The organism is Allorhizobium paknamense (assembly GCF_030815125.1).
Classification (GTDB): domain Bacteria; phylum Pseudomonadota; class Alphaproteobacteria; order Rhizobiales; family Rhizobiaceae; genus Allorhizobium; species Allorhizobium paknamense.
Genome location: NZ_JAUSWH010000001.1, coordinates 74,942 through 100,111 on the forward strand (window position 1 = coordinate 74,942; position 25,170 = coordinate 100,111).

Sequence of the window (25,170 nt, forward strand, 5' to 3'; positions counted from 1 at the left end):
GCCGCATCGCAATTCCAGAATGATACGTCCTCTTTCCCCGTTTGGCACAGAACCTGCCACAGCAAAGATGGGGACAACATGGCAAAAATGCGATTATGGTTAAAGGCTTAAGGCAAGAACTTCGCGTTATGGTTAATGCTCGGTTAAAATCAGGCCATTCGACACTGTTTCAAAGCAAAACGGCCCCTTCCGGGGCCGCTGATGTTAATGGGTATTAACCATGCGCGCTCATTCCTGTGGCGCGTCTCCTTCAGGCGCATCCGGAACAACGCCCTCCTCGGCCAGCGCGCCGGCCTCGTCATCCCCCTCCGGCTCGCTGATGCGCTCTACGGAAACCACCTTCTCATCCTTGGCGGTGGAGAAGATCGTAACCCCCTTGGTGGCGCGGCTGGCGATGCGAATGCCATCGACCGGCACGCGGATCAACTGACCGCCATCGGAAACCAGCATGAGCTGGTCCTTGTCCTCCACCGGGAAGGCGGCAACAAGTTCACCGATTTCATTGGTCTTGGAGGTGTCGGTTGCGCGAATACCCTTGCCGCCACGGCCCGATGTGCGGAAGTCATAGGAGGAAGAGCGCTTGCCGAAGCCCCGCTCTGAGACTGTCAGCACGAATTGCTCCTGCGCCTTCAGCTCCTGATACCGCTCCTCGGCGAGTTCCTGCACTTCGCCAACCTCTTCGCCGACCAGCGCGATATCCTCCTCATCGACACCGCTGGCGCGACGCTCTGCGGCTGACCGCTTGAGATAGGCAGCCCGCTCCCACGGCTCAGCATCGACATGGCCAACAATGGTCATGGAGATGATGCGGTCTCCCGGTTGCAGCGTAATGCCCCGCACCCCGATGGAATTGCGGCCCGCAAAGACGCGCACCTCATCGACGGGGAAGCGGATCGCCTGACCGAGCGCCGTGGTCAACAGCACGTCATCCCGATCCGTACAGGTTTCGACGGAGAGGATTTCATCCCCCTCCTCTTCCAGCTTCATGGCGATCTTGCCATTGCGGTTGACCTGTACGAAATCCGACAGCTTGTTCCGGCGCACGGTGCCGCGCGTCGTGGAGAACATGACGTCGAGATTTTCCCAGCTCGCCTCATCCTCGGGCAGCGGCATGATGGTGGTGATCCGCTCGCCCGGCTCCAGCGGCAGCATGTTGATCAGTGCCTTGCCGCGCGTGGTCGGCGTACCGATGGGCAGGCGCCAGACCTTTTCCTTGTAGACGATACCGCGTGAGGAGAAGAACAGCACCGGCGTGTGCGTATTGGCCACGAACAGGCGGGTCGCGAAATCCTCGTCCTTCATCGCCATGCCGGAGCGGCCTTTGCCGCCACGACGCTGGGCGCGGTAGGTGGCGAGCGGCACCCGCTTGATATAACCGGCATGCGATACGGTGACGACCATGTCCTCGCGGGCAATCAGGTCCTCGTCATCCATATCCGGGCCGCCTTCCAGGATCTGGGTGCGGCGCGGGGTGCCGAACTCGTCGCGCACGGCGGTCAGTTCGTCCTTGACGATCTGCATAATGCGGACGCGGGAGGAAAGGATCTCCAGATAGTCGGAGATTTCAGCGCCGATCTTGTTCAATTCCTCATCGATTTCATCGCGCCCAAGGGCGGTGAGGCGTGCCAGGCGCAATTCGAGAATGGCGCGTGCCTGCTCTTCCGAGAGGTTATAGGTATTGTCTTCATTGATCCGGTGGCGCGGATCGTCGATCAGCCGGATCAGCGCCTCTACGTCATGGGCCGGCCAACGGCGCTCCATCAACTGCTCGCGGGCGGTCTGGGGATCCGGAGCGCGGCGAATGAGATTGATCACCTCATCGATATTGGCAACCGCGATGGCGAGACCCACGAGCACATGCGCCCGATCCCGGGCCTTGCGCAACAGGTATTTCGTGCGGCGGCTGACGACCTCTTCCCGGAAGGACACGAAGGCCTTCAGCATGTCGATCAACGTCAGCTGTTCCGGCTTGCCGCCGTTCAGCGCCACCATATTGCAGCCGAACGAGGTTTGCAGCGGCGTGTAGCGATAGAGCTGGTTGAGGATCACCTCGGCATTGGCGTCGCGCTTCAATTCGATGACGACGCGGTAGCCCTGACGGTCGGATTCGTCACGCAGATCGGAAATGCCTTCGATGCGCTTGTCGCGCACCAGTTCGGCCATCTTCTCGATCATCGTCGCCTTGTTCACCTGATAGGGAATTTCGGTGATGATGATCTGCTCGCGGTCGCCGCGCATCGGCTCGATCCTGGCCACGCCCCGCATGATGACGGAGCCACGCCCGGTCTCATATGCAGACCTGATGCCGCTGCGGCCCAGGATCATTGCACCGGTGGGAAAATCCGGCCCGGGAATGATCTGCATCAGTTCCGGCAGTTCGATGGCGGGATTGTCGATGATGGCGATGCAGCCATCCACCACTTCGCCAAGATTGTGCGGCGGGATATTCGTGGCCATGCCGACCGCGATACCGCCAGCGCCATTGACCAGGAGGTTCGGGAACTTCGCGGGAACGACGACGGGTTCGTGCAGCGTGCCGTCATAGTTATCGCGGAAATCGACCGTTTCCTTGTCGAGATCGTCCAGCAGCGAGTGGGCAGCCTTTTGCAGGCGGCACTCGGTGTAACGCTCGGCGGCGGGCGGATCGCCATCGACGGAACCGAAATTCCCCTGGCCGTCGATCAGCGGCAGCCGCAACGACCAGTCCTGCGCCATGCGCGCCAGCGCGTCATAAATCGCCATATTGCCGTGCGGATGGTATTTACCCATCACGTCACCGGTGACACGCGCGCATTTGACGTATTTCTTGTTCCAGTCAATGCCAAGCTCGGACATGCCGAAGAGAATGCGGCGATGCACGGGCTTCAGCCCGTCGCGGACATCCGGAAGGGCGCGGCTCACGATCACGCTCATCGCGTAATCGAGATAGGACCGCTGCATCTCCGTCATGATCGAGATGGGTTCGATATCGGACGGCATCTTGCCGCCGCCGGGTGTGCTCTGCTCAGTCAAAACGGGTCACGATCTCTCGTTGGAACACCTCGCCATGCGCGAAGACGTCAAGCGCTGCGCATGTCTTGGCTGTTATCTGCTCATGATACGCAGGGGCGATTCGGCCCTAACGCGCATGTGTGCGGGTTTTATAGCCGAAAGGGTCCCTCAGCGCCAATTTTCGCGCATGTTTTGAACAGGCTTTTACGGATTAAACAAGGCATTTCGAATTTTTTGATGCCAGGATGCAGGATCGCGCCCTCCTCAGGCGCAGCAGTGTGAAGGAGAAGGACAATGACGACGATCGAACTGCTGGTGAACGCGCTCACCACGTTGCTGGTGACGCTCGATCCGCCCGGTCTCGCACCCCTGTTCCTCGGCCTCACGCGCGGGATGAGCAGAAGCCAGCGCAAGCAGGTCGCCGTTCGCGGCAGCATCATCGCCTTCGGCATTCTTGCCGTCTTTGCCCTGCTCGGCGCCAGCATTCTATCGGCGCTGGGCATTTCCATGGGGGCCTTCCGCATCGCCGGTGGCGTGATGCTTTTCGTGATCGCCTTCGAGATGATTTTCGAAAAGCGCAATGAGCGGAAGGAAAAGACATCGGAAGAAGCCATCACCCGCGATCACGTCCACAATATCGCGGTATTTCCGTTGGCCCTGCCCCTTATCGCAGGGCCTGGCGCCATCTCCGCAACCATCCTGCTGGCAGGCTCACTGCCCGGCGCCGTGGGGCGGATCGAACTGCTGGCCGTCATCGCCCTCAGCGTCCTGGCCGTCTTCTGCTCGCTGTTGATCGCCGACAGGCTGGACCGATTCCTGGGCTTCACGGGCCGCGCCATCCTGACCCGGTTGCTCGGCGTCATCCTCGCCGCGCTGTCGGTGCAATTCGTCGTTGATGGCGTGAAATCAGCCTTCGCGCTTTGACCGGATGTCGCTTGCACAGATGGGTTGGCGCCCGTTCCCGGGCGCCCCAAGCATCAAGCATCAAGCATCAAGCATCAAGCATCAAGGACAATCTCAGAACGGAATATCGTCATCCAGATCGCTGGAGAAACCGCCTGACGGCTGAGAGGATCCGCGGCCGCCGCCGGACGAACCGCCGCGTCCACCCGAGGACGGCGCCATGCCGTAATCGTCATAACCACCGCCGCCGCCGAAATCATTGCCGCCGCGGCCAGCACCTGCACCGCCGCCATCACCACGGCCACCCAGCATGGTCAGCGTGGAATTGAAGCCCTGGAGCACGACCTCGGTGGAGTAACGGTCATTACCGTTCTGATCCTGCCATTTGCGCGTCTGAAGCTGACCCTCGACATAGACGGTCGAGCCCTTCTTCAAATACTGTTCAGCCACCTTGCAGAGACCCTCGTTGAAGATGACCACGGTATGCCATTCGGTCTTTTCCCGGCGCTCGCCGGAATTACGGTCCCGCCAGGTTTCAGAGGTGGCGATGCGCAGATTGGCAATCGGCCGGCCGTCCTGCGTCCGGCGAATTTCCGGGTCAGCCCCGAGATTGCCGATCAAAATCACCTTGTTGACGCTTCCTGCCATGATACTCACCTCATTGCCGCGCATGCGCGGCTGCAAAACTTAATCAGTTTTAACCTTAGCCCATCCCGGCCCGGCAGGGGCACCCTCCGCGGGCGTAATCCACAACGAAAAATGTTCTTTTTTTGTTCTAGAGATCCGCTATAGTGGTGTCAACGGATTCTCAAAGCCGGGAGCAAATTCGCTGTCGCTGCCTCGACAGCACGGCTCCCATGACTACATAAGGAGCGATTTCTCCCATCGCTTTCCTACCGATCGAGCCTGTCATGAGCGAATTGAAGACCATCAGTGTGCGCGGTGCGCGCGAACACAATCTGAAGAACGTGGATCTGGACCTGCCGCGCAACAGCCTCATCGTGATGACGGGGCTGTCGGGATCTGGCAAATCATCGCTCGCCTTCGATACGATCTATGCCGAAGGGCAGCGCCGCTACGTCGAGAGCCTTTCAGCCTATGCCCGCCAGTTTCTGGAAATGATGCAGAAGCCGGACGTGGACCAGATCGAGGGTCTGTCTCCGGCCATTTCCATCGAGCAGAAAACCACCTCGCGCAATCCGCGCTCAACCGTCGGCACGGTCACTGAAATCTACGATTATATGCGCCTTCTGTTTGCGCGTGTTGGCGTCCCCTACTCCCCAGCCACGGGGCTGCCCATCGAAAGCCAGACGGTGAGCCAGATGGTGGACCGCGTGCTCGGCTTTGAGGAAGGAACGCGGCTTTATATTCTGGCCCCGATGATCCGGGGCCGGAAGGGCGAGTACAAGAAAGAGCTGGCGGAGCTGATGAAGAAGGGCTTCCAGCGCGTCAAGATCGACGGTCAGTTCTACGAAATCGCCGAGGCTCCGGCGCTGGACAAGAAATACAAGCATGACATCGACGTGGTCGTGGATCGCGTGGTGGTGCGCCCGGATATTGGCACGCGTCTGGCCGACAGTCTGGAAACCTGCCTTCGGCTTGCGGATGGCCTGGCGGTGGCGGAATTTGCCGACAAGCCGCTGCCGCCGGAAGAAACCTCGGCGGGCGGTTCCGCCAACAAGTCGCTGAACGAAACCCATGAGCGCGTGCTGTTTTCGGAAAAATTCGCCTGCCCGGTTTCGGGCTTCACCATTCCGGAAATCGAGCCGCGTCTTTTCTCTTTCAACAATCCCTTCGGCGCCTGCCCCACCTGTGACGGTCTGGGCTTTCAGCAGAAGATCGATGAAGCGTTGATCGTGCCGGATCAGGCTATGCGTCTGAAGGACGGTGCCATCGCGCCCTGGGCGAAGTCCACCTCGCCTTATTACAATCAGACGCTGGAAGGCCTGGGCAAGGTTTTCGGCTTCAAGCTCACCAGCAAATGGTCCGAACTGAGCGACGAGGCGAAGAAGGCCATTCTGCACGGCACGACCAAGGCCGTGGAGTTCAACTATTCCGACGGTTCCCGCTCCTATACCACCTCCAAGACCTTCGAAGGCATCGTGCCCAATCTTGAACGGCGCTGGAAGGAGACCGACAGCGCCTGGGCGCGGGAGGAGATCGAGCGTTATATGTCCGCCGCCCCCTGCCCGGCCTGCAGCGGCTTCCGTCTGAAGCCTGAAGCACTGGCGGTGAAAATCAATGGGCTGCACATCGGTCAGGTGACGGAAATGTCGATCCGCGTGGCCGGGGGCTGGTTCAATGAATTGCCCGGCAAGCTGACGGACAAACAGAATGAGATTGCCACGCGCATTCTCAAGGAAATTCGCGAACGGCTGACCTTCCTCAATGATGTGGGGCTGGATTATCTCAGCCTGTCGCGCTCCTCCGGCACATTGTCCGGCGGCGAGAGCCAGCGTATCCGTCTTGCCTCACAGATCGGCTCCGGGCTGACCGGTGTGCTCTACGTGCTGGATGAGCCCTCCATCGGCCTGCATCAGCGTGACAATGCCCGCCTGCTCGACACGCTGAAACACCTGCGGGATATTGGCAATACCGTCATCGTCGTCGAGCATGACGAGGACGCGATCCTGACAGCGGATTACGTGGTGGATATCGGCCCTGCCGCCGGTATTCATGGCGGTCAGGTGGTGGCTGAGGGTACGCCCCAGGAAATCATGGCCAATCCGAAATCCCTGACGGGCAAATATCTGACCGGTGAGTTGGGCGTAGCTGTGCCATCCCAGCGGCGCAAGCCCAAGAAAGGCCAGCAGATCAAGGTGGTTGGGGCCAAGGGCAACAATCTGAAAAACGTCACGGCCTCCATCCCGCTCGGCGTGTTCACCGCTGTCACCGGCGTTTCAGGCGGCGGTAAGTCCACCTTCCTGATCGAAACTTTGTATAAGTCCGCCGCGCGGCGGATCATGGGCGCGCGGGAAAATCCGTCCGAACATGAGCGTATCGACGGCTTCGAATTCATCGACAAGGTCATCGATATCGACCAGTCGCCGATCGGTCGCACGCCACGTTCCAACCCGGCCACCTATACCGGCGCCTTTACCCCCATCCGTGACTGGTTCGCCGGTCTGCCGGAAGCCAAGGCGCGCGGCTACCAGCCAGGCCGCTTCTCCTTCAACGTCAAGGGCGGGCGCTGCGAGGCCTGCCAGGGCGATGGCGTCATCAAGATCGAAATGCACTTCCTGCCGGATGTCTATGTCACCTGCGATGTCTGCCACGGCAAGCGTTACAATCGCGAGACCCTGGATGTCACCTTCAAGGGTAAATCCATCGCCGATGTGCTGGACATGACGGTGGAGGAAGGCGTGGAGTTCTTCTCCGCAGTTCCTGCCGTGCGTGACAAGTTGCAGGCGCTTTACGATGTCGGTCTTGGCTATATCAAGGTCGGCCAGCAGGCGAATACACTGTCGGGGGGTGAGGCGCAGCGCGTCAAGCTGGCCAAGGAATTGTCAAAGCGCTCGACCGGCCGCACCCTTTATATTCTTGATGAACCGACCACGGGCCTGCATTTCCACGATGTCGCAAAGCTTTTGGAAATGTTGCAGGAACTGGTGAACCAGGGCAATTCCGTGGTGGTGATCGAGCATAATCTCGAAGTCATCAAGACAGCGGACTGGATCATCGATTTCGGCCCGGAAGGCGGAGATGGCGGCGGCACGATTGTCGCCGAAGGCACTCCGGAAGATGTAGTGAAGGTCAAGGCGTCTTATACCGGCCAGTTCCTGAAGGAGCTTCTGGATCGGCGACCGGTGAAGAAGAGACAAGCGGCGGAGTAAGAGCTCACCGGATAGGTCGTGACGGTATTTCCGTACAGGCAGGCATAATGAGAGGGTAGCGCATGGTTGGCAGGATCAGAACGGGCATTGGCGGCTGGACCTTTGAGCCTTGGGACGAAAGCTTCTACCCCGCCAGCCTGCCGAAAAAACGGCAGTTGGAGCATGCAAGCCGCCAACTGACCGCCATTGAAGTCAACGGCACCTATTATTCCAGCCAGAAGCCCGCGACCTTTGCCAAGTGGGCTTCGGAAGTGCCGGAGGATTTTATCTTTTCGCTGAAGGCCAGCCGGTATTGCACCAATCGCAAGGTGCTGGCGGAAGCCGGGCCTTCCATCGAGAAATTCCTCAATCAGGGCATTGCGGAACTTGGCGGCCATCTCGGCCCCATCCTCTGGCAATTCATGCCGACAAAGAAATTCGAGCCGGAGGATTTCGAGGCTTTTTTGCAATTGTTGCCGAAAACGCTTGAGGGCTTGCCATTGCGGCATGTGGTGGAACCGAGGCATGAAAGCTTTCTCAGCCCGGATTTCATCAGTCTTCTGCGTCGACACAACGTCGCGGCGGTGTGTGCCGACCACCATGACTATCCCATGTTTCCCGATGTGACCGCCGATTTCGTCTATGCCCGCCTCCAGAAGGGCGAGGACGAGATCAAGACCTGCTACCCGGAAGCCGAGGTCGATCTCTGGGCGAAGCGGTTGAAAAGCTATGCGGAAGGCCAAGCAGCGGATGATCTTCCGCTGATTGCCCGGGACGCTCCTGCCGCACCCGGCCCCCGCGACGTTTTCGCCTTCTTCATCACAGGCGGCAAGGTGAATGCGCCACACGGTGCTCGCCTTCTGCAAGAGCGCGTGAACTGACACTTTCCTGTTTTTTCAACAGGCCATCACCCACAAAAATCCGAACTGCCAGACCGAAGGAAGGTTTGGGCAATATTAGCATGTCACCATGACGCTATGAATCGTTTCACGGTCGCCCTCGGGCACGCGAAGTGATGGAGGTTTGGTAAGCTTGTTGTTTTCGCAGATTTCCAGGCGGGAAAATCCCCATTGGACTCTCGTGGAAATACGCGGATTATCAAACCTCGGCAGGCAGCAGGAGCGGACAGGCAGCCGCAGATTGGATGGGCAGATGTCGGGTATTTCGGTCTTCATCAATCTCGCCGGAGCGGTGGCTCTCCTGCTGTGGGCAACGCGCATGGTGCGCACCGGCATCGAGCGCGCCTACGGTCCGATATTGAAAAACGGCATGCGCATTGCGCTTCGTAATCGGTTTGCCGCAGCCGGAGCAGGCTTTGTCTTTGCTGTTGCCCTGCAAAGTGTCACTGCCGTAGCGCTCATTCTTTCTTCCTTCGTCGCCAGCGGCTATGTCGGCAGCGCCATCGGCATTGCGACCATCCTTGGCGCCGATATTGGCTCGGCCTTCATCGCTTGGGTTTTGCGCTTTGATATGTCGCTGCTCATTCCGCTGTTGCTGCTGACCGGCACGGTGCTGTTTCGGGCGTCGGAGGGGCGCGCCTCGCGGCAACTGGGCCGCATTGCCTTCGGTCTCGGCTTGCTGCTGCTGTCGCTGAAGTTGATCGGCGAGGCCTCCGATCCGCTGCGGCACAGTGACGTCGTGCCGATGATCTTCAATTATCTCGCACGCGACTGGATCAGCGCCTTTCTGTTTGCAGCCCTTCTTGCCTGGGCGTTCCATTCCAGCGTCGCGACGATCCTGTTGGTTGCCTCGCTGGCCGATCGCCATCTGCTGCCGCCCGAACTGATCATTCCGCTGGTGCTGGGCATCAATTTTGGCGGTTCGGTCATCAGCGCTATCCTGACCAAGAATGCCGACCCCGCCGCCCGCGTGGTGCCCCTGGGCAATGTGGTCATTCGGGGTGGCACCACGCTCTGGGTGCTGGCCCTGCAATATGCCGTGCAGTTCGATCCGACCTCGGTAACGCCCCATCCGGGCAATGCCGTGGTCATGGCCCATATCGGCCTGAACGCCCTGGCCGCCCTGGCGGGCTTGCCGCTCTGCGGACCGGTGGCGGCAGCTCTGGAGCGATGGCTGATCCCCGCCGAGCCGGTGACGCTGACGGAAAAGCGGCTGTCTGCGCTCAATCCGGACGATCTGGACATGCCGCGCCAGGCACTCAGCAACGCCACCCGGGAAATGATGACGCTTTGCGACAAGACGGAGATCATGCTCAACGGCATTTTCGACCTCTACCAGCGCTGGGACGATCAGAAAATGCAGCGTATTCAGGCGCTGGACGATGATATCGATGCGATCCATCGCGATGTGAAGTTCTATCTGGCCCGGATTTCACGCCTGCAGATGGATGAAAACCTGCTGGAGCAATCGCAGAACCTGCTGAACACCGCCATCCGGCTGGAGCAGGCCGCCGACATCATTTCCCAGAACATGCTGACACGCGCCCAGAAAAAACATGCCCGCAACACTGCCTTTTCCGAGGAGGGCTGGTCTGAACTCACCGGCATGCATGGAGAGGTGGCACGAAACGCCCGGCTAGCCTTCAATCTGCTACTGACCCGCGATGTCGAACACGCCCGCCAGCTTGTGGCCAGCAAGGAAGCGCTGCGCGGCATGGTCAAGCGCAGCGAGGAAAGCCATATGCACCGGTTGCGCAGCGGCAATATCGCCAGCTTCGAATCCTCTTCCCTGCATCTGGATACGATGCGCGATCTGAAGGAGTTGAACTCCCTCTTCGTGTCTATCGGCTACCCGCTGCTGGAAAACAACGGCATGCTAAGGCAGACGAGACTGGTCGAGGCTTCCTGAGGATTTGTCAGAGAGTTGCGTTTGCACATTGAGCGCCAGGTCTTCCGCCGTCAGCGCGGTACGTGCGCGTGCGGCAGCATCGCCATGCAACCAGACGCCCGCTGATGCTGCCTCGAAGGCCGGCATTCCCTGCGCCAGCAATCCGCCGATAATGCCTGCGAGAACATCGCCGGATCCGGCTGTTGCCAGACTTGACGGGGCGTTGGTGTTGATGACAGCGCGCCCGTCAGGGCTCGCGATTACGCTATCGGCCCCCTTGCAGACAAGGACAGCATGGGCGCGGGCAGCCGCCGTCAGGGCTTTTTCCACCTTTCCCAGGCTTTCGTCGGCGGCCAGGTCCGGAAACAATCGGGAAAACTCCCCTTCATGCGGCGTGAGCACCAGCCGCGTCTGCCCCCCGGCAAAGGCACCAAACAGCGCCGCAGGATCCTCCTTGAACGAGGTTAAGCCATCCGCATCCAGCACCAGAGCCCGCTCCTTCAGCGCCAGGGCAAAATCGCGGGCCTTGTCACCCACCCCAAATCCCGGCCCCAGAACGAAGGCCGCCATGCGGGGATCGGCAAGATAGGCATCCAGGTCCTCCCGCCCCTCCAGACGCTTCACCATGATGGCCGTCGTGTGATTGGCATTGACGAGCAGGGCCGATCCGGACGCAGCAAGGGTCACCAGCCCTGCCCCAGCCTTCAGCCCCGCCATGGCGGAGAGCCGGGCAGCCCCCGTGGCGCTGGCAGGACCTGAAAACACGGTGAGATGCCCGCGACGAAACTTGTGCGAAGCGCCGCTGAGGCGTGGCAGGCTGGCCCGCCAGAGATCCGGATGGTTCTCCGCCAGGGTCCCCGCCTCACCCGCCACCAGCCGCATCGGAATACCGATATCGAACACCTCCAGCGTGCCGCAAAGGGTGCGGCCCGGCAAAAGCAGATGGCCCGGCTTCTTCGCCATGAAGGTTACGGTATGGCTGGCCTGGAAGGCCGCACCCAGCACCGCCCCGGTGAGCCCATCCACCCCGGAGGGCAGATCGACCGCCAACACCGGACACCCGGCCTGCTCCACCGCTTCGACCGCCCTTGCCACAGCGGCATCGACAGCCCGCGCCAGCCCTGCGCCGAACAGCGCATCGATAACGACATCTCCCTCCATGGGCTGGTAGGCCGAAAGCGGCTCGCTATCCCCATTCCAGGCAAGGCGCGCGCGCGCGGCATCACCCTTCAGCCGCTCCGGCTCTCCAAGATGAAAAACATTTGTGATGGCTCCGGCGCGATGCAAGGCCGCTGCCGCCACATAGCCATCACCGCCATTGTTGCCGGGCCCGCACAGAACGGCATAACGCAGGGCGCCCGGAAACCGCTTCAGCGCAGCGGCGGCCACCGCTTCGCCTGCCCTTTGCATCAGGCCGTAGCTGTCCATGCCGGAAGACGCTGCAGCCTGATCGACGCGTGCCATGGCCTGTGGGGAAAGGAGAAAATGAAAAGCTTTTGTGCGCATGCCGCTATTCAAGCCAAAGCAGAGGCAAAGAGCAAGGGCAATGATATTTCTAATATGACCCAAAAATAAGCAAATGCATATTTGATATGCATTTTTATGCACATATTTCGACCATCACTGAATAGTTCTTCAGCAAAACCATTCTCGGACCACCCACAAAAAACCGCAGGCGACCTCTGGTATTTTGCACGGCTTTGGGCAAAACTGCGAACGCAATGCGGGTGATCTTCAATTTTTTTCGCAATTCGCGCACCGAATTGGCACGGCATGTGCATCATCGCAGGGCGAACAGGATAATCCTGCATCAATGAGGGAAGCGGAGAGACATTTTCTCATGAAAAAGATCGAAGCGATCATCAAGCCTTTCAAGCTGGACGAAGTGAAGGAAGCCCTTCAGGAAGTCGGTTTGCAGGGCATTACGGTCACTGAGGCTAAGGGGTTCGGGCGTCAGAAAGGGCATACCGAGCTTTATCGCGGCGCTGAATATGTGGTGGATTTTCTGCCCAAGGTGAAGGTGGAAGTGGTTCTCGCCGACGAAAACGTCGAGGCCGTCATCGACGCCATTCGCAATGCTGCGCAAACCGGTCGCATTGGCGACGGCAAGATTTTCGTTTCCAATATCGAGGAAGTCGTCCGGATCAGAACCGGCGAAACAGGTGTGGACGCTATCTGACGCTTGCGTTTTCGGGAGGACCATTTCTTTTCCGCAATTGCATGATCTTGCTGAAACATCGGACCGAAACGAGGGAACCTGTTTTCGGCACGATTTTCCTGGGGTGGACCCAAGCCACTTCAAGCCAAATAATAACTGTTGAAAGCACTTTGGGGGCCGGAACCGGCCCTTTGCACTGGGGCCGGCACAGGGAGGCCGGTCTTTAAAAATCGTCATCTCAATCGAGGAACAGAATAAATGACGACCGCAAATGACATTCTCAAGCAGATCAAGGACAACGACGTCAAATTCGTGGACCTGCGCTTTACCGACCCCAAGGGCAAGTTGCAGCATGTGACGATGGATGTTTGCTGTGTAGACGAGGACATGTTCGCCGACGGCGTGATGTTCGACGGCTCGTCCATCGGTGGATGGAAGGCGATCAACGAGTCCGACATGGTGCTGATGCCGGATGTCGATACAGTGCATATGGACCCCTTCTTCGCCCAGTCCACCATGGTGATCATGTGCGATATTCTCGATCCGGTTTCCGGCGAGGCCTATAACCGCGATCCGCGCGGCACGGCCAAGAAGGCCGAGGCCTATCTGAAGGCCTCCGGTATCGGCGACACGGTCTTCGTGGGTCCGGAAGCGGAATTCTTCATTTTCGACGACGTGAAGTACAAGGCCGATCCCTACAATACCGGTTTCAAGCTCGACTCCACCGAACTGCCGTCCAACGACGACACCGATTATGAAACGGGCAATCTCGGCCACCGTCCGCGCGTCAAGGGCGGCTATTTCCCGGTTCCCCCGGTCGACAGCTGCCAGGACATGCGCTCCGAAATGCTGACGGTCCTTGCCGAAATGGGCGTTGTCGTGGAAAAGCACCACCACGAAGTGGCCGCCGCCCAGCACGAGCTTGGCATCAAGTTCGATACGCTGGTCCGCAATGCCGACAAGATGCAGATCTACAAATATGTCGTGCATCAGGTCGCCAATGCCTATGGCAAGACCGCAACCTTCATGCCGAAGCCGATCTTCGGCGATAACGGCTCCGGCATGCACGTTCACCAGTCGATCTGGAAAGACGGCAAGCCCACCTTCGCCGGTGACGAATATGCCGGCCTGTCGGAAACCTGCCTCTATTACATCGGCGGCATTATCAAGCATGCCAAGGCGATCAACGCCTTCACCAACCCGTCCACCAATTCCTACAAGCGTCTGGTGCCGGGTTACGAAGCGCCGGTGCTGCTGGCCTATTCGGCCCGTAACCGCTCTGCCTCCTGCCGCATTCCCTTTGGCTCCAACCCGAAGGCAAAGCGCGTGGAGGTTCGCTTCCCCGACCCGACCGCCAACCCCTATCTCGCCTTCGCCGCGATGCTGATGGCCGGTCTCGACGGCATCAAGAACAAGATCCATCCCGGCAAGGCCATGGACAAGGATCTTTATGACCTGCCGCCGAAGGAGCTGAAGAAGATCCCGACGGTCTGCGGCAGCCTGCGTGAAGCGCTGGAAAGCCTGGATAAGGACCGCAAGTTCCTGACCGCTGGCGGCGTGTTCGATGACGACCAGATCGATGCCTTTATCGAGCTGAAGATGCAGGAAGTCATGCGTTTCGAAATGACGCCGCATCCGGTGGAATACGACATGTACTATTCTGCCTGAGCGATCTGGCTCACGGAGATTTTTGAGGCCGGCGGGAAACTGCCGGCCTTTTCTTTCATGCTCCTAGGGTGTGTGGGGATTCAGCTTTGGGCGGGCTGCAAACGGCAATTTCCTGCGCTTACCTAGGCTCATGTAACTTAAGTACAATCCGCTCCGGTTCTCGAAAATCACCGTTTTCGCCTCCCCCAAAACTGAATCCCCACACACCCTAAACCAGAATGCTCCCAAACCAGCCACATTCCGCTGCCATTCCGGTCACGCACATCAACCTGGCAGTGGAGGAGAGCAGGATGAGCACACGGAATTTCGGGATCGTCATGCCGCTGATGGCCGTTCTGGCAATGTCGGCCCCCGCCCAGGCGGCGGAGACGTCGGCAGAGAGCCCTGTCCTGACCACGGCGAAGGCCGCCGAGACACGGCTGAAGGCCAGGATCGGCTTCGTGGTTCACGACACCGGCAACGGCCAGACAGTCTCCTACCGGGCTGAGGAAGCTTTCCCAATGGCGAGTACCTTCAAGGCACTGGCCTGCGCCGCCCTGCTCAAGGGTGGCGATGCGGTTTCGGGAAAAATGCTGACCGTCCAGCAATCCGACCTGATGGAGTATGCGCCGGTCACCAAGGACATGGTTGGAAAATCCGCAAGTGCCGCGGATTTCTGCGCCATCACCCTGCGCACCAGCGATAACACGGCGGCAAACAAAGTCCTGGAGGCCGTGGGTGGACCAAAGGCCGTAACGGCCTTCCTGCGCAGTATCGGCGACAAGCGTACCCGCCTCGACCGCACCGAACCCACGCTGAACGAAGGCAAGCCCGGCGATCCACGCGATACCACGACCCCTGCCGCCATGGCCGCAACCATGGAAAAGCTGGTGCTTGGGCAGGCACTGCCAGAGGCTTCCCGCGCAACCTTGACCCAATGGCTGATCGCCGATGAGGTGGCCGGGCCATTGTTGCGCGCCGGTCTTCCCAAGGACTGGCGGATTGCCGACCGGACCGGAGCCGGAGGCCATGGCACACGCGGCATCGTCTCGGTGATCTGGCCATCGCACCACGCACCGCTGGTGGCTGTCGTCTATATCACCGGCACCAAGGCCAGCATGGATGAGCGAAACAAGGCCATTGCGGAGATCGGCAAGGCGATTGCTGAAACCTACAGGAATTAGAGCGCTTTTCGATCTGATTGAATCAGATCGGCGCTCTAACATTTTATTTTGGAAGCATAATCTTGTCGATCCTCGTTTCACTCCGGTCGGATTATGCTCTAACCCTCAGAACTCCCCGGCCGCCTCGCGCCGTCTCAGGTCGAGCTCCTCGCTGTAGCGGCGCAGGGTATGGCTTTCGGTCAACAGGCCTGCGGGGCGGTTTTCGACACGGTCATTGACGACGGCAAGCGCATCGCTCTGGGTGGAATCAAACAGGGCGGCGGCCTGCTTCACATTCATGGTCGGCAGCAGCACATCCTTCTGGTATCGCAGGAAGCGCTCCAGGCTGACATCCTCACTGCTGCGTTCGAGGGGATCGGCATAGATTTCAGGCACGAGAATAATACCCGCATAGCGGCCATCGTCGCGGGTCATGATCACCCGCTGGGTCGAGCCCAGCGGAAACTGCTTGCGAAAGGCTTCCAGCCCCATGCTCACCTTGGCGGTGCGCACATCGGCGCGCATCATCTTGCCCACGGTCAGATCGCGCACCCAGCCCACGTCATGGGCGCTGCGAATGGTTTCTCCGCGCAGGTGAAAGCGCCATGTGGCGAAGGAGTAGCCGAAGGAAACCCGCACCACCAGCGAGGTGGTGATGACGGCAGCCAGCACCAGCGCGGTAATGGGAAAATCTCCGGTCAGTTCCAGAGCCAGGAAGGTCATGGTCAGCGGCCCGCCGATCACGGCAGCGGCAAAGGCGCTCATGCCGACGACGGCATAGACGGCGGGTTCGACGCTGGCGCCATGAAAAAGCGGTGCGGCGAAGGCGAAAATCTTGCCGATCAATGCGCCCATGAACAGCGAAGCGAAGAACAGGCCGCCGCGAAACCCGGAACCGATGGAGACGGCGCTGGCCACCGCTTTGAGCAGGAAGAGCGACCCCAGCGCCCAAAGGCTTGCCTCGCTGCTCATGTTCAAATGCAGTGCGCCATGGCCGCCCGACAGCACCTGCGGCGATACCAGTGCCAGAAGCCCGACGATAAAGCCACCGATAAAGGGCCGGAAAGGTTGCGCGATAGCGCTCTTGCGCGCCGTTTCCTCGATAAAGGACACCGCCTGCATGAGCGCGATGCCGATGGCGGCGCAAAGAATGCCGAGCACGATGGCGGGCACATAATCCGGCGGCGTGATGGCATCGACGCCGCCAATCTCAAAGACCAGTCCGTGTTCGGAGATCTGATTGGCGACCATGCTGGCCACCAGCGCCGACACAATGACCGGGGCGAGCGACATCACGGTATAGGAGCCGATAATCAGTTCGATGGCGTAAAAAGCGCCGGTCAGCGGCGCGTCGAAGGCGGCGGCAATGGCGCCCGCTGCGCCGCAACCCACCATCAGCCGCAAGTCGGCGCGCCGCAGCTTCAGCTTCACGCCAAGCTTGGAGGCAGCCCCGGAAGCGATCTGCGTATAACCGGCCTCCAGCCCGACGGAGGCCCCGAAGCCGTTGGAAATGATGTTCTGGACGCAAACAATGATACTGTCTGTCAAGGACAGGCGTCCACCATGCAGCGCATTCGCCTCGATCGGGTCGATCATCGGTTTCTTGCGGGTGCGCGACAGAATGAAGAAAATCAGCCCGAGAATGACGCCGCCTGCCAGCGGACCAATCAGCACGATCTGGCCGGTGATATTGCTGCCGCTCAGCGTTCCATCGACACCGAAGATCAGCCGGTGCAGGCTATTGCTGAGAAAACTGACGAGAGCCACGAGCAGACCCGCCATCACCCCGACCAGCGCCGCCAGGATGACCAGGCCGATTTCCCCCCGCCGCAGCAGGGAATTCAGCCGCGACAGCCGCAGATTATCCAGAAAACTGGATGTGCTGGGAGATTGGTAGGGCTTGTTCAGCATCTGCGGCTCACAGATTAAGGCTCACGCCTCTTTAAGATTGTCTTTTCGTGCCCCGCTTACGGGCAGGCCCCGACACTTGCGGGCGCACTCGCCTCACTGTCAATGAGGCATTCAAACTGCATCTGGTCATAGGCCGGTTCCACATGATCCGGCGTCTCACGCATCACCGCATCATAATCCAGCGGCGTGTGCATGTGGGTAAGAATGGCCCGCTTCGGCTGCAATCGCTCGATCCACTCCAGCGATTGCGCAAGCGACAGGTGACTGGGATGCGGCTTATATTGCAGGGCATCGATGATGAGCACATCCAGCCCGTTAAGATGCGCCAGACTTTCCTCCGGAAAGTCGCTGACATCGCTGCAATAAGCGACATCGCCAATTCTCAAGCCCAGGGACAGAATATCGCCGTGCTGCTGCCCAAAGGGCGTGAGTGAGATTGCGCCGCCTGCGCCTTCTATGGAAAAGGGCTCGCCCAGCGTGTCCAGCACCTGCGGTCTGACAATCGGCGGATAGCCGCTGCCTGCGGGCGTTTCCAGGCAGTAGCCGAAACCATCGGCTATACGGCGCATGGTTTCCGGCTCGGCATAGATCGGAATGCGGTGATGCTGGGTGATGAAATAGCCGCGCAGATCATCGATGCCGTGCAAGTGATCAGCATGGGCATGGGTATAGACCACGGCATCGATGGCGGTAACGCCTGCACGGATCATCTGCTCGCGGAAATCCGGCCCGGTATCGACCACAATGGTCGTCACCCCGCCATCGGGGGCAAATTGCTCGATCAGAAAAGCCGCACGGCTGCGGCGGTTCTTTGGATTGTCCGGATTGCAGGCACCCCAATCGCCATTGATCCGCGGCACGCCCGGTGAGGACGAGCAGCCCAGAATGGTGAAGCGGCGCCTGTAATGCATTCCCTAAAGCCTCGGCATCTTTGAAAAACAACGAAAGGCATTGGCGGTGGTGATCTCCGCCATCTCAGCGTAGCTCAGGCCCTTCACCTCCGCCAGCACCTCTGCCGTATTCACCACATAGGAGGGTTCGTTGCGTTTTCCACGCCAGCGCTTCGGCGCGAGATAGGGTGCGTCGGTTTCCACCAGCAGCCGGTCCAGCGGCACGTCGCGCGCGATGTCGCGCAGTTCCTGCGATTTCGGGAAGGTCAGAATGCCGGAGAAGGAGATGAAACCACCAAGCTCCACGCCTGTCTTTGCCAGCATCTCACCGGCAGAGAAACAATGCAGGATGAAGGGAAAAGCGCCCTTCTCCGTTTCCTGCCGCAGGATCGCGGCCATGTCGTCATCGGCGCTGCGGCTATGGATGACGAGCGGCAGCTGCGTGCGCCGCGCAGCCTCGATATGCCGCAAAAAGCCGGTTTTCTGGTCTTCCGGCGTCTGCGTATCGTAGAAATAATCGAGGCCGCATTCGCCGATGGCCACCACTTTTTCATGGGCCTCGGCCAGCCGCACCAGATCGTCGGCGGTGATGTCCAATTCGTCACCGGCATTGTTCGGGTGGGTCCCGACAGAGCAGAAGACGGAAGGATAGCGGGTTGTCAGCGCCAGCAACCCTTCCAGCTTCGCCACGCGGGTGGAGATGGTCACCATCTGCTTGACGCCCGCATCATGGGCGCGCTTCACCAGATCGTCACGTTCCTCTTCGAAATCGGCGAAATCCAGATGGCAATGGGTATCGATCAGCATCAAATCAGGCCTTGTCTGCTTCCGGGGCAACATAGCGCGGGAAGACCGGCGATACGGCAGGAAGCTCCGTCCCTGGCGTCAGGCGGCCTGCCTCACCCAGCTTGGCGAAAACCCGGTCCTCGGGAGCAACGGCCACGAGGTCGAGAAGTTTCGCCGCACTGTCCGGCATGATTGGCTGAAAGAGAATGGCGATCTGGCGCACCACTTCCGCCGTGACATAAAGCACCGTCGCCATGCGGGCCACATCGGTCTTGCGCAGCACCCAGGGCTCCTGCGCGGCAAAGTAACGGTCTGCCTCATTGACGATGTTCATGATGGCGCCGACCGCCTTGTGGATCTGCTGGCGCGACATTTCCTCGCGGCAAATGCCAATGGCTTCATCAGCGGTGGCGAGAATGGCCTTGTCGGCATCGGTCAGCGGGCCGGGTTCCGGCACTTTGCCCTCAAGATTCTTGCCGATCATCGACAGCGAACGGCTGGCAAGATTGCCGATACCGTTGGCGAGATCGGCGTTGATGCGGGTGACGACAAGCTCTGGATTACAGTTGCCATCCTGCCCGAACGAAATTTCGCGGCAGAGAAAATAGCGGACATTATCGAGGCCGAACTGCTGCAACAGATCGAAGGGATCAACGACATTGCCCAAGGACTTTGACATCTTCTCGCCCTTGTTCAGAACGAAGCCATGGGCATAGACGCGCTTGGGCAGCGGCAGGCCAGCCGACATCAGGAAGGCGGGCCAATAGACGGCGTGGAAACGGATGATGTCCTTGCCGATAATGTGGGCGTCCGCAGGCCAGTATTTGGCGCGCGGCCCGTTTTCATCGCTCAGATAGCCGGTGGCCGTAACGTAATTGGTCAGCGCATCCACCCAGACATACATGACATGCTTGTCATTGCCCGGCACCTTGATGCCCCAGTCGAAGGTGGTGCGCGAGACCGACAGGTCCTTGAGGCCGGACTTGACGAAGGAAATCACCTCGTTGCGGCGCTCGTTCGGCCCGATGAAATCCGGCTGATCCTCGTAGAGCTTCAGGAGCTTGTCTTCATAGGCGGAGAGCTTGAAGAAATAGCTTTCCTCCTCCACCCATTCCACCGGCGTGCCCTGCGGTCCGTAGCGAACGCCATCGGCGCGGACTTCGGTTTCCTCTTCGGCGTAATAGGCTTCATCCCGCACGGAATACCAGCCGGCATAGCTATCCTTGTAGATATCGCCGTTCTTTTCCATGCGCTTCCAGATTTCCTGGCTGGCAGCATGGTGGCGGGGCTCGGTGGTGCGGATGAAATCATCGTTCGAGGCATTCAGAAGCTTGCCCATCTCACGGAATTCATTGGAATTGCGCTCGGCAAGCGCTTCGGGCGTGATGCCTTCGTTACGCGCCGTCTGCTGCATTTTCTGGCCATGCTCATCCGTACCGGTGAGGAAGAAGACATCCTTGCCATCCAGCCGCTGGAAGCGGGCCATGGCATCCGTGGCGATCAGCTCATAGGCATGGCCGATATGCGGCTTGCCGTTCGGATAGGAAATGGCGGTGGTGATATAATAGGTGTCTTTCATCGGGTTTGGCCCTTGGCGTGCACGTCTTATTGTTCTGATGGTCTGCCGCTCTTACCCCATGTTCAAAAAATACGAAACAACAAGTTTCAGCAAAGCAGGCCGCTTGCTATCCCTGCCGTCCTTGACGCAACCCCTCGCCCTTCGCTAGAGCATGTCGCGCAAAAGTGTGCAGCGGTTTTGCGATAACGACATGCGTTAAAACAAGAACGTAAAGCACGTTGCATGAGGCTGATAAGCCGCAACGGGCTTTAGACCCGGGCAAGCTTCAGGATTCGTGAAGGGAGAGACGTTGCCGGCCCATTTTGCCTTCGACCCCATGGTCTCTCTCTCCGGCTTTCTCGTCGGCGCGCTGGTCGGCATCACCGGCGTAGGGGGCGCATCCCTGATGACACCGCTGATGGTGCTGCTCTTCGGCATCCATCCCGCTACGGCGGTGGGCACGGATCTTCTCTACGCGGCAATCACCAAAATGGCAGGGGCCAGCGTGCACCACCGCAACGGCCATGTGCGCTGGCGGCTGGTCGGCGCGCTCAGCCTCGGCAGCATTCCGGCAAGCGCCATCACGCTCTGGCTGATGAGCGGCGTCGACCGCCGCAGCGGCCATGCGGTGGAGCTGTTGACCACCAGTCTCGGCATCATGCTGCTGGTGACAGCCATCATTCTGCTGTTTCGCGATCTGCTGGTGCGTTTCGAACTGAACTGGCTGAAAAGTCATAAGACGCCCTCTCCCCGCACCATTGCCATTGCAACCTTCTGCCTCGGCCTCGTGCTAGGTACGGTGGTCACGCTGACCTCGGTGGGGGCGGGCGCCATCGGCGTCACTGTGCTGCTGTTTCTCTATCCGCGCGCCGCCGTCAACGAGATTGTCGGCTCGGACATTGCCCATGCGATACCGCTGACGCTGGTGGGCGGACTGGGGTATTGGATGATCGGCGACGTCAACTGGGCTCTGCTGCTGTCGCTGCTGATCGGGTCAATCCCGGGGATTCTCCTGGGGAGTCATGCCGCGCCGCGGATGCCGGAGCGTATCATACGGCTTTTGCTGGCTTTTATCCTGGTCATCGTCGCGCTGAAGCTCATCCATAGCTGAGCAGCCATGCGCAAAACCCCTTGATAAAGGGGCATTTCCTCCCCAAATATGACAGGGAAAGGAAATGAAGCCATGAAACAACGCATCGCAAAATTCGGAATCGGTGACATCGTCCGTCACAAGGTTTTCCCGTTCCGCGGCGTCGTGTTTGATGTCGATCCGGAATTCGCCAATACCGAGGAGTGGTGGAACGCCATTCCGCCGGAAATAAGGCCCAGCAAGGACCAGCCCTTCTACCACCTGCTGGCGGAAAACGATGAGTCGGAATATGTGGCCTACGTCTCGGAGCAGAACCTGGAGCATGATCAAAGCGGCCAGCCGCTAAGAAATCCGCAGGTTCAGCAGATTTTCGTGCAGGAAGGCGCAGGGCATTACAAGCCGCGCATGAACTTCGCGCACTAGAGCATTTCCAGGAAAAGTGGAAGCCGGTTTTCCGTCCGGAAATGCGTAGAAACAAAGAGTTAGAGTGTTTCAATGTTTCCGTGAAACAATGAAACGCTCTAATCCAAACTTCCTCCCAAGCCCCGCCTCTTTCTTATAAAAGAGGCGGGATTTTTTTGAAGAGCGCAGTCTTTTTATCTCAACCGCTTTTCCATAAACAGGCTGAGCGGATCGAGCGCATAGCTTCCAAACGGACCACGCTCGACAAAGCCGAAGGCGCGGTAAAGCCCCAGCGCTTCCGGCTGGTGAATGCCCGTCTCCAGCCTGAGTGCGGAAAGACCAAGCGCCAGCGCCTCCTCCTCCAGACAGGCGAGCAGCTTTTTCCCGATGGAAAGCCCGCGCGAGGCGGGATCGACAAACATCCGCTTGATTTCTCCCGTGCCATCCCCGCTTTCCACCAGCGCCGCACATCCGACGATGTCGTTGTGATGCCGGGCGGTGAAGAACTTCACCTCGGGCTTTTCCAGCGCCGAGACATCCAGAAGATGATTGCTTTCGGACGGATAAAGCGCCGCCATATAAGCATCCGACTGGGCCAGTAGCGCCAGCACCTTTGGCTGGCGAGGCGGCTCTTTTGCAATGATGACGGTCATTAAAATACCCAGGATACGGAATTTGGTGTATGCCGAACGGGAATGACCCGAAAGGCAGGAAGATGCAAGCCGCATTGATCATCATGACCATACTGGGCTGCAATGACAGTGTCAGCCAGTGCCAGTATATCGCGACCGCCGAACAACGCTGGGTCTCGCTGGAGATGTGCAATGGCGATTCGGAAAAGGTGCTGGCGCATTTTTCCAACGTGAATTACCCAAGCGTCGTCGCCGTTTGCCAGAAGCAGGATTTGGCGCAGAACGCAACGAAGGTTCCCTCACCCGCCACCCCGTCCAAAAACGATCCGGCACCCGAAAAACCCATGCCGGAAGCGGAAAAGCGCTCCTTTGCCCAACGTGCCGTTGGTTATATCCGCGAGGTGATACCGGGCAAACGGGATATGAAGCTGGCTTTCGAAAAGCCGCTGCATGTGGTGACCAGCACCTATACCTGGGTGGCCAAGAAGCTGGATCGATAAAGTCCAGGCCCGGAAGCTGGAACCGGTCTTCTGAAAATCCGATGAAAAACCGAGATTTTCTGTAGGGTTTTGTTTTTGCATTGCATTTTCGTAAATCTTCTTCCCACGCCGGGCTTCGATGCTCTATAACCGGGCAATGACCAAGGATGTGGCAAGCGGAGAGGGCACGGAAGGCGCGGCGCGCAAGCCGGGCGGCGTGCTGCGCACCGGCTGGACCACGGGCGCCTGCGCCACCGCCGCCGCCAAGGCTGCGTATACCGCCCTGTTGACCGGCACATTCCCCGATCCGGTCAGCATTCGCCTGCCGAAAGGGCAGGAACCAGCCTTTGCGCTTGCGGTAGAACGGCTTGAAGCGGGCGCGGCGATGGCAGGCATCATCAAGGACGCGGGCGACGACCCGGATGTGACTCATGGTGCAACAGTCATCGCCACCATCCGCCTCGGCCCAACGGGTGCCGGTATACGCTTCTTTGCCGGTGAAGGGGTCGGCACCGTCACCCGCCCCGGCTTGCCGCTGGCCATCGGCGAACCGGCCATCAATCCCGTACCCCGGCAGATGATGATGGCCGAGCTTCAAGCCGTGGCGCTGGCTAAGGGCGTACCAGCCGATATCGATGTGACGCTGTCTATTCCCGGCGGCGCGGAGATTGCCCAGAAAACCTGGAACCCGAGGCTTGGCATTGTCGGCGGGCTCTCCATTCTCGGCACCACAGGCATCGTCCATCCTTTTTCCTGTGCGGCCTGGATACATTCCATTCATCGCGGCGTGGATGTGGCGCGCGCCATGGGGCTTTCCCATGTGCTGGGCGCCACAGGCTCCACCTCTGAACAGGCCGCCCAGGCCTTTCATGCCCTGCCGGCCGAGGCCCTGCTGGACATGGGCGATTTCGCAGGCGGCCTGCTCAAATATCTGCGCCAGCATCCGGTCGAACGGCTGACCCTTGCCGGTGGCTTCGCCAAAATGGCAAAGCTCGCACAGGGCGCGCTCGACCTGCACTCCTCCCGAAGCCAGATCGATAACCGTTTTCTCGCCTCGCTAATTCCGGATCGGTCCCCCGAACTGGCTGAGCGCGTGCTTGCCGCCAATACCGCGCTGGACGCGCTGGAACTGGCGCGGGAACGGGGGATCGATCTCGCCTCTCCCGTCGCACAGCTGGCACGGCAGACCGCGCTCGATACGCTGAAGGGCGCACCGGTGGCCGTGGAGGTGATGGTGATTGACCGGAAGGGAAATATCCTTGCCCGGTCCCCATGACAAAATCCTCATTCTCGGCGGCACGGCGGAGGCGGTTCGTCTGGCCGCGCAACTGGTGGCGGAGGGCAAGGCGGATGTGCTGACCTCGCTTGCAGGCCGCACGGAAGAGCCGGAGCCTCCGGCAGGGCGTCTGCGGCGGGGCGGTTTTGGCGGCGCGGAAGGGCTTCTCGCCTTCCTGCGGAGCGAAGGCATCACCGGGGTGTATGACGCGACTCACCCTTTCGCCCGCCAGATTTCTGCCAATGCCGAGATTGCCTGTGCGGCGGCGGGCATACCGCTGGTGCGGCTGGAGCGTGAGCCCTGGCAAAAACAGGCAGGCGATAACTGGTGGGAGATGGGATCGCTGCAAGAGGCCGCCCGCGCCCTTCCCGCAAGGGCCTGCGCCTTTCTGGCGCTGGGCCGCCAGCATATCGCCGCCTTTGCAGACAGGCGTGATTGCCGTTTTCTGCTGCGCATGGTGGACCCGCCTGCCCATCCCCCGCCCTTTGCCGATCATGCGCTTGTTCTCGGCAAACCGAGCGCCGATCCGGCGCAGGAAATGGCGCTGATGCGGGAGCATGGCGTGACCCATCTGGTGTGCCGCAATTCCGGCGGCGAAGCGGGCTATGGCAAGGTGGTTGCCGCCCGGCATCTGGCCATTCCCGTGCTGATGATTGGCCGATGAAACGCTGGCGCAAGCTTGATG

Annotated in this window: 20 protein-coding genes; 12 read left to right on the top strand and 8 right to left on the bottom strand. The window is 59.8% G+C overall.

Annotated features, from left to right (window positions below):
* Positions 1-228: 228 nt before the first annotated feature.
* Positions 229-3,012 carry a DNA gyrase subunit A gene (gene gyrA / locus QO005_RS00385; protein ID WP_307155998.1) on the bottom strand — a complete coding sequence of 928 codons (2,784 nt, stop codon included), beginning with the start codon at positions 3,010-3,012 and terminating at the stop codon, positions 229-231.
* A gap of 273 nt (positions 3,013-3,285) precedes the next feature.
* Here gyrA and QO005_RS00390 point away from each other — a divergent pair, with 273 nt between their 5' ends.
* Complete coding sequence (locus QO005_RS00390) at positions 3,286-3,915, top strand: MarC family protein (protein WP_307155999.1); 630 nt, start codon at positions 3,286-3,288, stop codon at positions 3,913-3,915.
* Between the two features lie 93 nt (positions 3,916-4,008).
* Here QO005_RS00390 and QO005_RS00395 read toward each other — a convergent pair whose 3' ends face one another.
* Positions 4,009-4,542 (bottom strand): single-stranded DNA-binding protein, encoded by a 534-nt coding sequence (locus QO005_RS00395; protein WP_307156000.1) that lies wholly within the window; start codon positions 4,540-4,542, stop codon positions 4,009-4,011.
* Positions 4,543-4,805: 263 nt separating this feature from the next.
* Between QO005_RS00395 and uvrA the strand changes: the two genes are divergently transcribed.
* The 3 genes from uvrA to QO005_RS00410 all read left to right on the top strand — a co-directional run bounded on the left by uvrA (position 4,806) and on the right by QO005_RS00410 (position 10,514).
* Positions 4,806-7,727, top strand: a complete 2,922-nt coding sequence (gene uvrA / locus QO005_RS00400) for an excinuclease ABC subunit UvrA (RefSeq protein WP_307156001.1) — start codon at positions 4,806-4,808, stop codon at positions 7,725-7,727.
* Between the two features lie 62 nt (positions 7,728-7,789).
* Complete coding sequence (locus tag QO005_RS00405; RefSeq protein WP_307156002.1) at positions 7,790-8,587, top strand: DUF72 domain-containing protein; 798 nt, start codon at positions 7,790-7,792, stop codon at positions 8,585-8,587.
* A 271-nt stretch (positions 8,588-8,858) separates the two neighbouring features.
* The gene (locus QO005_RS00410) at positions 8,859-10,514 is read left to right on the top strand and encodes a Na/Pi cotransporter family protein (RefSeq protein WP_307156003.1); all 1,656 of its coding nucleotides are present in this window, start codon (positions 8,859-8,861) and stop codon (positions 10,512-10,514) included.
* Here the strand turns inward: QO005_RS00410 and QO005_RS00415 are convergent.
* Positions 10,482-11,999, bottom strand: a complete 1,518-nt coding sequence (locus tag QO005_RS00415; protein WP_307156004.1) for an NAD(P)H-hydrate dehydratase — start codon at positions 11,997-11,999, stop codon at positions 10,482-10,484. The genes QO005_RS00410 and QO005_RS00415 overlap by 33 nt on opposite strands.
* A 334-nt stretch (positions 12,000-12,333) precedes the next feature.
* On the opposite strand from QO005_RS00415, the gene QO005_RS00420 reads away from it, so the two are divergent.
* From QO005_RS00420 to bla, 3 genes are all read left to right on the top strand, one after another.
* Complete coding sequence (locus QO005_RS00420) at positions 12,334-12,672, top strand: P-II family nitrogen regulator (RefSeq protein ID WP_007601055.1); 339 nt, start codon at positions 12,334-12,336, stop codon at positions 12,670-12,672.
* Positions 12,673-12,909: 237 nt separating this feature from the next.
* A complete protein-coding gene (gene glnA, locus QO005_RS00425; protein WP_307156005.1) occupies positions 12,910-14,319 on the top strand; it encodes a type I glutamate--ammonia ligase in 1,410 nt (469 codons plus the stop codon).
* Positions 14,320-14,636: 317 nt separating this feature from the next.
* Entirely contained in the window at positions 14,637-15,482 is an 846-nt protein-coding gene (bla, locus tag QO005_RS00430; RefSeq protein ID WP_370877992.1) for a class A beta-lactamase, read from the top strand.
* A gap of 105 nt (positions 15,483-15,587) precedes the next feature.
* Here bla and QO005_RS00440 read toward each other — a convergent pair whose 3' ends face one another.
* The 4 genes from QO005_RS00440 to metG are packed head-to-tail and all read right to left on the bottom strand — an operon-like array spanning position 15,588 to position 20,627.
* Positions 15,588-17,372, bottom strand: a complete 1,785-nt coding sequence (locus QO005_RS00440) for a chloride channel protein (protein ID WP_307156006.1) — start codon at positions 17,370-17,372, stop codon at positions 15,588-15,590.
* Positions 17,373-17,428: 56 nt separating this feature from the next.
* Complete coding sequence (locus tag QO005_RS00445) at positions 17,429-18,283, bottom strand: MBL fold metallo-hydrolase (protein ID WP_307156007.1); 855 nt, start codon at positions 18,281-18,283, stop codon at positions 17,429-17,431.
* A 3-nt stretch (positions 18,284-18,286) separates the two neighbouring features.
* Positions 18,287-19,069 carry a TatD family hydrolase gene (locus QO005_RS00450; RefSeq protein WP_307156008.1) on the bottom strand — a complete coding sequence of 261 codons (783 nt, stop codon included), beginning with the start codon at positions 19,067-19,069 and terminating at the stop codon, positions 18,287-18,289.
* Between the two features lie 4 nt (positions 19,070-19,073).
* Entirely contained in the window at positions 19,074-20,627 is a 1,554-nt protein-coding gene (metG, locus tag QO005_RS00455) for a methionine--tRNA ligase (RefSeq protein WP_307156009.1), read from the bottom strand.
* 316 nt (positions 20,628-20,943) lie between these two features.
* Between metG and QO005_RS00460 the strand changes: the two genes are divergently transcribed.
* Both QO005_RS00460 and hspQ read left to right on the top strand, forming a co-directional pair.
* Positions 20,944-21,717 (top strand): sulfite exporter TauE/SafE family protein, encoded by a 774-nt coding sequence (locus QO005_RS00460; protein WP_307156561.1) that lies wholly within the window; start codon positions 20,944-20,946, stop codon positions 21,715-21,717.
* 72 nt (positions 21,718-21,789) lie between these two features.
* On the top strand, positions 21,790-22,119 hold the full coding sequence (gene hspQ / locus QO005_RS00465) for a heat shock protein HspQ (protein ID WP_307156010.1): 330 nt from the start codon (positions 21,790-21,792) through the stop codon (positions 22,117-22,119).
* Positions 22,120-22,292: 173 nt separating this feature from the next.
* Here the strand turns inward: hspQ and QO005_RS00470 are convergent, their stop codons facing one another.
* Positions 22,293-22,751, bottom strand: coding sequence for a GNAT family N-acetyltransferase (locus tag QO005_RS00470; protein WP_307156011.1), 459 nt, complete (start codon positions 22,749-22,751; stop codon positions 22,293-22,295).
* 62 nt (positions 22,752-22,813) lie between these two features.
* On the opposite strand from QO005_RS00470, the gene QO005_RS00475 reads away from it, so the two are divergent.
* The 3 genes from QO005_RS00475 to QO005_RS00485 all read left to right on the top strand — a co-directional run bounded on the left by QO005_RS00475 (position 22,814) and on the right by QO005_RS00485 (position 25,149).
* Positions 22,814-23,230 carry a hypothetical protein gene (locus tag QO005_RS00475; RefSeq protein WP_307156012.1) on the top strand — a complete coding sequence of 139 codons (417 nt, stop codon included), beginning with the start codon at positions 22,814-22,816 and terminating at the stop codon, positions 23,228-23,230.
* 136 nt (positions 23,231-23,366) lie between these two features.
* A complete protein-coding gene (locus tag QO005_RS00480; RefSeq protein ID WP_307156013.1) occupies positions 23,367-24,485 on the top strand; it encodes a cobalt-precorrin-5B (C(1))-methyltransferase in 1,119 nt (372 codons plus the stop codon).
* On the top strand, positions 24,469-25,149 hold the full coding sequence (locus tag QO005_RS00485) for a cobalt-precorrin-6A reductase (protein WP_307156014.1): 681 nt from the start codon (positions 24,469-24,471) through the stop codon (positions 25,147-25,149). The genes QO005_RS00480 and QO005_RS00485 overlap by 17 nt, the downstream gene beginning before the upstream one ends.
* Positions 25,150-25,170: the final 21 nt, after the last annotated feature.

Coding starts and splice junctions, on each gene's coding strand:
- QO005_RS00390 (WP_307155999.1), top strand. CDS start 3,286: ATGACGACGATCGAACTGCTGGTGAACGCGCTCACCACGTTGCTGGTG.
- QO005_RS00395 (WP_307156000.1), bottom strand. CDS start 4,542: ATGGCAGGAAGCGTCAACAAGGTGATTTTGATCGGCAATCTCGGGGCT.
- uvrA (WP_307156001.1), top strand. CDS start 4,806: ATGAGCGAATTGAAGACCATCAGTGTGCGCGGTGCGCGCGAACACAAT.
- QO005_RS00405 (WP_307156002.1), top strand. CDS start 7,790: ATGGTTGGCAGGATCAGAACGGGCATTGGCGGCTGGACCTTTGAGCCT.
- QO005_RS00410 (WP_307156003.1), top strand. CDS start 8,859: ATGTCGGGTATTTCGGTCTTCATCAATCTCGCCGGAGCGGTGGCTCTC.
- QO005_RS00415 (WP_307156004.1), bottom strand. CDS start 11,999: ATGCGCACAAAAGCTTTTCATTTTCTCCTTTCCCCACAGGCCATGGCA.
- QO005_RS00420 (WP_007601055.1), top strand. CDS start 12,334: ATGAAAAAGATCGAAGCGATCATCAAGCCTTTCAAGCTGGACGAAGTG.
- glnA (WP_307156005.1), top strand. CDS start 12,910: ATGACGACCGCAAATGACATTCTCAAGCAGATCAAGGACAACGACGTC.
- bla (WP_370877992.1), top strand. CDS start 14,637: ATGCCGCTGATGGCCGTTCTGGCAATGTCGGCCCCCGCCCAGGCGGCG.
- QO005_RS00440 (WP_307156006.1), bottom strand. CDS start 17,372: ATGCTGAACAAGCCCTACCAATCTCCCAGCACATCCAGTTTTCTGGAT.
- QO005_RS00445 (WP_307156007.1), bottom strand. CDS start 18,283: ATGCATTACAGGCGCCGCTTCACCATTCTGGGCTGCTCGTCCTCACCG.
- QO005_RS00450 (WP_307156008.1), bottom strand. CDS start 19,069: ATGCTGATCGATACCCATTGCCATCTGGATTTCGCCGATTTCGAAGAG.
- metG (WP_307156009.1), bottom strand. CDS start 20,627: ATGAAAGACACCTATTATATCACCACCGCCATTTCCTATCCGAACGGC.
- QO005_RS00460 (WP_307156561.1), top strand. CDS start 20,944: ATGGTCTCTCTCTCCGGCTTTCTCGTCGGCGCGCTGGTCGGCATCACC.
- hspQ (WP_307156010.1), top strand. CDS start 21,790: ATGAAACAACGCATCGCAAAATTCGGAATCGGTGACATCGTCCGTCAC.
- QO005_RS00470 (WP_307156011.1), bottom strand. CDS start 22,751: ATGACCGTCATCATTGCAAAAGAGCCGCCTCGCCAGCCAAAGGTGCTG.
- QO005_RS00475 (WP_307156012.1), top strand. CDS start 22,814: ATGCAAGCCGCATTGATCATCATGACCATACTGGGCTGCAATGACAGT.
- QO005_RS00480 (WP_307156013.1), top strand. CDS start 23,367: ATGACCAAGGATGTGGCAAGCGGAGAGGGCACGGAAGGCGCGGCGCGC.